We start from the raw sequence: 7,375 nt of genomic DNA on the forward strand, positions 1-7,375 counted from the left end.
GGGGTGGGAGCGGGTGGTTCGGGAGGTTTGTCCCCGGCGCCGTGGTGCCGTTCGAGGTCACCTACGAAGTGCCGCAACAGCTCGCGGCCCGGGACCTGGCGCTCCCGAAGGTGCAGGTTCCAAGGCGGGTGCCGGGCGCGGGCGCCGGGGCCGTCCGGATCAGCCCGTTTGCGGCAGACTTTGCCGAGGTGAGCCCGGTTGAACTGGTGTCCCGGAAAGCCGGCGCCGATGGGACGGAGATCGTCACCTACCGGTTTACGGTGCGGCACGCGGGCGGCGAGGCGGTCGAACGGCTGCCTGTGGACGTGGAGGTGCCGAAGGGGTACCGGTTCGTGGGGGCCACGCTGTGGCCCAACCGCATCGAGCGGCTGGGGCGCGTGCAGAGCTGGAACTCCATCACTCCGGGCGTCATCCCGTACGTCTTCTACAATTACACCCGGGTCTTCCGGGAGAACTACAGCCGCACCACGGGGCGCAATCTGTTCCTCACGTGGATAGGCAACTCGCTTTTCGTCTCCACTGTCAAGGTGCTGACGACGCTCGTCTTTTCGTCCACGGCCGGGTACGCCCTGGCGCGGCTTCGCTTTGCCGGCCGCCACTTCATTTTCGTCGCCATGCTCTTCTCGATGATGGTGCCCTCCCAGGTCACGTTCATTTCCAACTACCTGGTGCTGCGGGACGGGATCTTCGGGCTCTCGAAGCTATGGCGCATGCCGACGCTCCTCAACACGTTCACGGGGCTCATCCTGTCCGGGCTGGTGGGGGCCAGCGCCGTCTTCATCATGAAGCAGTTCTTCGAGTCGCTGCCAAAAGAACTGGAGGAGTCGGCCCGCATCGACGGCGCCAGTCCTGCCGTGGCGTTCCGGCGCGTCATCCTTCCCCTGGCGAGGCCGGCGCTGGGCGCCGTCACCATCCTCACCTTCCAGGGCGCCTGGAACGACTTCTTCTGGCCGCTGGTCGTGCTGACCTCGCCGCAGGACAAGTTCACGCTGATGGTGGGGCTGTCGACGTTCCGGAGGGCATACGGGGCGGTGGCGTTCGACTGGGGCCCGCTGCTCGCCGGCGCCATCGTGGCCGCGCTCCCCGTCGTCATCCTCTTCGTGGTCTTCCAGCGCTACTTCGTGGAGGGCATCTCGTTCACAGGATTGAAGGGATAGCGAACCGGCCAGGGCGCTTTACCGCGTGCTTTACGGGGCGCATGGCTCAGGGCTGGCGCCACCTGCCCATCACCTCTCGCGGCCGCGAGCACGGCATACAGCGCCGCGGCTACTGGCCGGGCTTTCCCCGGCCGGCCGCCCGGCAGTCGGGACAGTAGCCCGTGAAGTGAAGGCTGTGGTCCGCGACGCGAAACCCGGTCTCTGCCTCGATGCGCCGTTCCAGATCGTCCAGGAGGTCCTCCTTGAACTCCAGGATCCGCCCGCACCCCAGGCAGAGCAGGTGGTGGTGGCGGTGCCCCAGCTCCAGGCCGAACTCGAAGCGGTCCTCCTCTTCTCCCACGTTGAGGCGGCTCACCACGCCGGCCCGCTCGAACAGCAACAGCGTCCGGTAGACCGTGGCCAGCCCGAGCGCGGGAAAGCGCCGCCGGGCCCGCTCGTAAAGCTCCTGCGCGCTGAAGTGGTGGTCGGGCTGGTCGGCCAGCGCCTCCAGCACGGCGAGCCTCTGTGTCGTAAGCCGAACTCCGACCCCTTCCAGGCGCCGCCGGGCGGCTTCGATGCGTTCGACGGCCGTTGGCGCCGGCCCCCTCTCGCCTTCACGAACCCTGGCCGGGCGGACCCAGCTCGCGCTGCACCAGCTCCCCGACGACCTTGGGGTTGGCCTTGCCCCGAGAGAGCTTCATGACCTGGCCCACCAAAAAGCCGGCCGCCTGCGCCTTGCCCGCGCGGTACGAGGCCACCGCGTCGGGGTTGGTGCCGATGGCCTGCTTCACCCACTCTCTGAGCTTTGCCTCGTCGCCCACCTGCTCCAGGCCTCGGGCCCGCACGATCTCCTCCGGAGCCCGCCCCGTCCGTACGCTCTCCTCCAGGACCTCCTTGCCGGCCGCCGCGTTGATCTTGCCTGCCTGCACCAGTTCCAGCACGCCGACCAGGTGGTCCACCCACTCTGGATGCGCGCCAAGCACGGCCGGCTCCTCGCCGGTGGCCTTCAGCAGCCTCAGGATCTCCCCCATCACCCAGTTGCTGACGGTCTTGGCGTCGGGAAAGCGAGCGGCCGCCTTCTCAAAGAAGTCCGCCACGGCCGGGTGCTGGCAGAGGACGTCGGCATCGTACGCCGGCAGGCTGAACTGCGTCTCGAAGCGCTGCCGGCGGGCTGCCGGAAGCTCGGGCAGCGCTTTGCGGATCTGCTCGACCCATGCCCGGTCGAGCACCAGCGGCGGGATGTCGGGTTCGGGGAAGTAGCGGTAGTCCTGCACCGTCTCCTTCGTGCGCATCGGGACCGTGGCGCCGGTCGCGTCGTCCCAGCCGCGGGTCTCCTGCAGCACCCGGCCGCCCTCTTCCAGGATGGCCGCCTGCCGGAACGCCTCGTGCCGCAACGCCCGCTCCACCGCCCGGAACGTGTTGAGGTTTTTCACCTCGGTCTTGGTCCCGAGGCGGGTCTCGCCGGGCCGCCGCAGCGAGATGTTGGCGTCGCAGCGAAGCGACCCTTCCTCCATCTTCACGTCGGAGATGCCGAGGTACAGCATGATGCTCCGCAGTTCTTCGAGGAAAAGGCGCGCCTCCTCGGGGGTCCGAAGGTCGGGCTGCGTAACGATTTCGATGAGGGGAACGCCGCTGCGGTTGTAGTCCACCAGGGAGTACTGGCTGCCCACGATGGTGGCGGTCGAGTGAACGAGCTTGCCGGTCTCCTCTTCCATGTGCACCCGGGTGATCCCGATGCGCCGGACCTTGCCGCCCACCCGAAGCTCCAGGTAGCCGTTTTTGCAAAGCGGCAGGTCGTACTGCGAGATCTGATAGGCCTTGGGAAGGTCGGGGTAAAAGTAGTTCTTCCGGTCGAACTTCGCATACGGGGCGATCTCGCAATGGAGCGCCAGCCCCGCCCGCGTCGCGTACTCCACCGCCTTTTCGTTCAGAACGGGGAGGCTCCCCGGCAGCCCCAGGCAGACCGGGCAGACGTGGGTGTTGGGCGGCGCGCCGAACTCTGTGCTGCACCCGCAGAAGACTTTGGATCGGGTCAACAGTTCGACGTGGATCTCAAGGCCGATGACGGCCTCCCAGCCTGCCGGAAGCTGTTGCTGCGAGGGCACCTTCGGTTCGCGGCCCGTTCGCTCGCTCATCGCCCGTTCACCGCCACAGCCGGCCGCCGGCCCGAGGTCAACTCCGCGCCCACCGTCCGCTCCACCGCCCGAGCCACCCGCAGCACCCGCCCCTCAGAGAAGGCAGGGCCGATGACCTGCAAGCCGATGGGCAACGTCTCGGGCGAAAAGCCGCACGGCACCGAGACGCCGGGCAGCCCGGCCAGGTTCACGCTCAGCGTGTAGATGTCCGTCAAATACATCTGGAGAGGGTCCTCCACCTTTTCTCCCAGCCGGAACGGCACGGTCGGGGAGACCGGCGTGACCAGCACGTCGGCCGAGCGGAACGCCTCCTCAAAGTCGCGGCGGATGAGGGTGCGCACCTTCTGCGCCTTGAGGTAGAACGCCTCGTAGTAGCCGGCGCTGAGTGCGTACGTGCCGAGCATGATGCGCCGCTTCACTTCGGGCCCGAACCCGTCCCGGCGCGTCCGGGAGAACTGGGCGATGATGTCCTCGCCCGGCGTCCGCAGCCCGTAGCGGACACCGTCGTAGCGGGCCAGGTTGGAGCTCGCCTCAGAAGGCGCAATGAGGTAGTAGACCGGGAGCGCGTAATCGAGATGCGGCATGTGCGCCTCGACCACCTCGGCGCCCTCGCGCTCCAGCCTCCGCACCGCCGAAAGCACCGCCTCCCGGATGGCGGGCGACAGCCCCTCGCCGAAGTACTCGGGGGCCAGGCCAAGCTTCAGGCCCCGGACGCCCTTCTCCACCTCTTCCAGGACGGGGCCGACCGGCCTGGGCGCCGATGTGGAATCCAGAGGGTCGTGCCCGGCAATCGCCTGGAAGACCAGGGCGGCGTCCCGCACCGTGCGGGTCAGCGGGCCGACCTGGTCGAGAGACGAGGCAAATGCGATGAGCCCGTACCGGGAGACGGTGCCGTAGGTGGGCTTGAGCCCCACCGTCCCGCAGTAGGCGGCCGGCAGCCTCACGGAGCCTCCCGTGTCGGAACCCAGCGAGAAGACCGCCTCCCCCGCCGCCACCGCGGCCGCCGAACCCCCGCTCGACCCGCCGGGCACCCGCTCCAGGTCCCAGGGGTTGCGGGTGACGCCGAACGCCGAGTTCTCCGTGGAAGATCCCATGGCGAACTCGTCCATGTTGACCTTGCCCAGCATGACCGCGCCGGCGCCATCCAGGCGCTCGACCACCGTTGCCGAGTAAGGCGGCACGAAGTGCTCCAGGATCCGCGAGCCGCACGTGGTGCGGACGCCTCGGGTACACAGCACGTCCTTGCACGCCCACGGGATGCCCAGCAGCGACAGTTCGGCGGGCTGGGGCGGCGACGAGGCCCGGCCGGTGCTCGCCGCCTTCCGGTGATCGGCCAGCTTCCTGTCGGCTTCGGCGGCCTGTTCCAGCGCCCGGTCTGCCACCACCGTCAGGTAGGCGTGGATGGCCGGGTCGACGCGCTCGATCTGGCGCAGGTGCGCCTCGGCCAGCTCCCGGGCCGTGATCTCCCCCTGCCAGAGAAGCGCGGACAGCTCCTCGATGGACGCAAACAAAAGCTCGCGCAGATCGCTCATACGCCCGGTTCCCTCTTCATGTCTCTTCGATGATGCGGGGCACCTTGAACATGTGGTTTTCCTGATCGGGGGCGTTGTGAAGCACCTGCTCGCGGGGAAGCGACGGCCGCACCTCGTCCGGGCGCATGACGTTGTGCAGCGGCAGGGGGTAGAAGGTCGGGTCGACCCCCTCCGTGTTGAGTTCCTGAAGGCGCGCCGCTGCCCGCAGGATGTCGTCGAGCTGTTCTGCGAAGCGCTGCACTTCCTCGTCGCCGAGCGCCAGGCGGGCCAGGCGGGCGACGTGCCGCACCTCATCCGGCGTGATGGCCGCCATCGCTTGACACGACCCCCACTCCTGCTTCTTCCAGCATTCGGTAAAACGTAGGCTCGTCGAGGACGGGTACGCCAAGCTCCCGGGCTTTGTCCAGCTTGGAGCCGGGCGACTCCCCGACCACCAGGAAGTCCGTCTTGGAACTGACCGATCCGCTCACCTGGGCGCCCAGCGACGAAAGCAACTCCTCGGCCTCCCGGCGGGAGTAGCGGGAGAGCGTGCCGGTCACCACCACTCGCTTGCCGGCGAACGGCGACGAGGGCGGCGGCTGGGAAGCCACCCGCCCCTCCGCGGTTACGACGCCAAGCTGCCGGAGCTCGTCGACGAGGCGCAAATTGGCCGGTTCGTCGAAGAACTCCCGGATGCTGCGCGCCACCACCCCGCCCACGTCCGGCACCTGCATGAGTTCCTCGAGGGAGGCCTTCGCCACGGCGTCGATATCGCCAAAGTGGCGCGCCAGGTCCCGGGCCGTCCCCTCGCCCACGTGGCGGATGCCCAGGGCGTAGAGGAGCCGTGCCAGCCCTCGCCCTTTGCTCTCCTGGATGGCGTTCACCACGTTCTGCGCCGACTTGGGGCCCATGCGCTCGAGCTCGGCAAGCTGCGGCGCCGTGAGCCGGTAGAGGTCGGCCGGGCTCTTCACCAGCCCTTTTTCCACGAGCTGCGTCACCAGGGCCGGGCCCACGCCCTCGATGTCCATGGCGTCCCGCGAAGCGTAGTGGATCAGGCCCTCCACCAGTTGCGCCCGGCACTGGCGGTTGATGCAGCGCCAGATGGCCTCTCCCTCGGGCCGTACCACCCGCGCCCCGCAGACGGGGCACGCCTCCGGCATGGAAAACGGCTTCTCGTCCCCCACGCGCCGCTCCCGGATGACCTCGACCACCTCGGGGATGATCTCGCCGGCCTTTTGGACCTTGACCCAGTCGCCGATCCGCACGTCCAGCTTGCGGATGATGTCCTCGTTGTGGAGCCCGGCCCGGGAGACTGTGGTGCCGCCCAGCCGAACGGGGTCCAGCACGGCCACCGGGGTGAGCGCGCCCGTGCGGCCGACGTTGATTTCGATCCCGCGCACCCGGGTGATGGCCTGCTCCGCCGGGTACTTGTAGGCGATGGCCCAACGGGGGCTCTTGGCCGTGAAGCCCAGGCGCTGTTGCTGGTCGATGCTGTCCACCTTGACGACGATGCCGTCGGTCTCATAATCCAGTTGGTGCCGGCGCTCGGCCCAGTGGCCGATGTACTCCAGCACTTCGTCCAGGCTCTCGCAGCGCCGCACGTGGGGGTTGACCCGCAGGCCCAGATCCCGGAGGAGCTGCAGGCGCTCCCAGTGCGTGGGTGGGGCCTCGATGCCCTCCAGGGTGCCGATGGCGTAGCAGAAGATGTTGAGGGGCCGGGACGCCGTGACCCTGGGATCAAGCTGCCGCACCGAACCCGCCGCCGCGTTGCGGGGGTTGGCGAACAGCGGCTCGCCGCGCGCCGCCCGTTCCTCGTTGAGGTGCTCGAATTCGCTTTTGATCATGTAGACCTCGCCGCGCACATCCAGCGTGACGGGCCGGTCGGTGCGGAGCTTCAAGGGGATGCTCTTGATGGTACGCAGATTCTGGGTGACGTCCTCGCCCGTCGTGCCGTCGCCGCGGGTGGCACCCCGCACGAAGCGCCCGTGCTCATACTCCAGCGAGATGGCGAGCCCGTCGATCTTGAGCTCGGCGACGTAGCAGACGGGCTCTCCGGGCAGCATCCGGCGCAGGCGGGCCTCCCACGCCTTCAGCTCCTCGATGGAATAGGCGTTGTCCAGGCTCAGCATGGGCGTGCGGTGGCGCACGGTGCCAAACTCCGGCAGCGGCGCCCCCCCGATTCTCTGCGTGGGCGAATCCGGAGTGACGAGTTCGGGGTGCTTCTGCTCGAGTTCGAGGAGCTCCCGCATCAGGGCGTCGTACTCGGCGTCGCTGATCTCGGGGGCGTCGAGCACGTAATAGCGGTAGTTGTGGTAGTCGATCAGGCTGCGCAGCTCCTCGGCGCGCCTTTTCGCCGACTCCAAAACGTCCTCCGTCACCAGACGGCTTCCCTGTCCTCCTGAGTGGGGTCGATATGGGCTTCCAGACGGAGCCCTTTGCGCTCGGTCCCGCTCGCCCGCCGCCATCTCCGGCACGCCTACCTGCATAGAGTTTCCCTTGCCGCCCCTCCTGGCCCGGCTATCCGGGGCGGCTTCGGGGGGCTTTCGAGTCCGTGTCACGCACCCGGCCCGCCGCGCGCGCTGCTCTGGCGGCG

General features: G+C 68.5%; 6 protein-coding genes. 1 reads left to right on the plus strand and 5 read right to left on the minus strand.

Translation table 11 applies throughout. The features are described from left to right. Positions 1-1,157: carbohydrate ABC transporter permease (locus AB1609_12115; protein MEW6047210.1), on the plus strand; the 1,157-nt coding region annotated here is incomplete at its 5' end. Between the two features lie 109 nt (positions 1,158-1,266). Here the strand turns inward: AB1609_12115 and AB1609_12120 are convergent. Genes AB1609_12120 through ligA form a run of 5 tightly spaced genes read right to left on the minus strand, consistent with a single transcriptional unit; the run spans position 1,267 to position 7,160 of the window. After that, complete coding sequence (locus tag AB1609_12120) at positions 1,267-1,713, minus strand: Fur family transcriptional regulator (GenBank protein MEW6047211.1); 447 nt, start codon at positions 1,711-1,713, stop codon at positions 1,267-1,269. A 37-nt stretch (positions 1,714-1,750) separates the two neighbouring features. Continuing rightward, a complete protein-coding gene (gatB, locus tag AB1609_12125) occupies positions 1,751-3,271 on the minus strand; it encodes an Asp-tRNA(Asn)/Glu-tRNA(Gln) amidotransferase subunit GatB (protein MEW6047212.1) in 1,521 nt (506 codons plus the stop codon). Next, complete coding sequence (gatA, locus tag AB1609_12130; GenBank protein MEW6047213.1) at positions 3,268-4,803, minus strand: Asp-tRNA(Asn)/Glu-tRNA(Gln) amidotransferase subunit GatA; 1,536 nt, start codon at positions 4,801-4,803, stop codon at positions 3,268-3,270. Before gatA ends, gatB begins: the two co-directional genes overlap by 4 nt. A gap of 16 nt (positions 4,804-4,819) precedes the next feature. After that, positions 4,820-5,116 carry an Asp-tRNA(Asn)/Glu-tRNA(Gln) amidotransferase subunit GatC gene (gene gatC / locus AB1609_12135; GenBank protein MEW6047214.1) on the minus strand — a complete coding sequence of 99 codons (297 nt, stop codon included), beginning with the start codon at positions 5,114-5,116 and terminating at the stop codon, positions 4,820-4,822. Next, a complete protein-coding gene (gene ligA / locus AB1609_12140) occupies positions 5,094-7,160 on the minus strand; it encodes an NAD-dependent DNA ligase LigA (protein ID MEW6047215.1) in 2,067 nt (688 codons plus the stop codon). The genes gatC and ligA overlap by 23 nt, the downstream gene beginning before the upstream one ends. Between the last annotated feature and the right edge of the window lie 215 nt (positions 7,161-7,375).

Source organism: Bacillota bacterium, from assembly GCA_040754675.1.
GTDB lineage: Bacteria > Bacillota > Limnochordia > Limnochordales > Geochordaceae > Geochorda.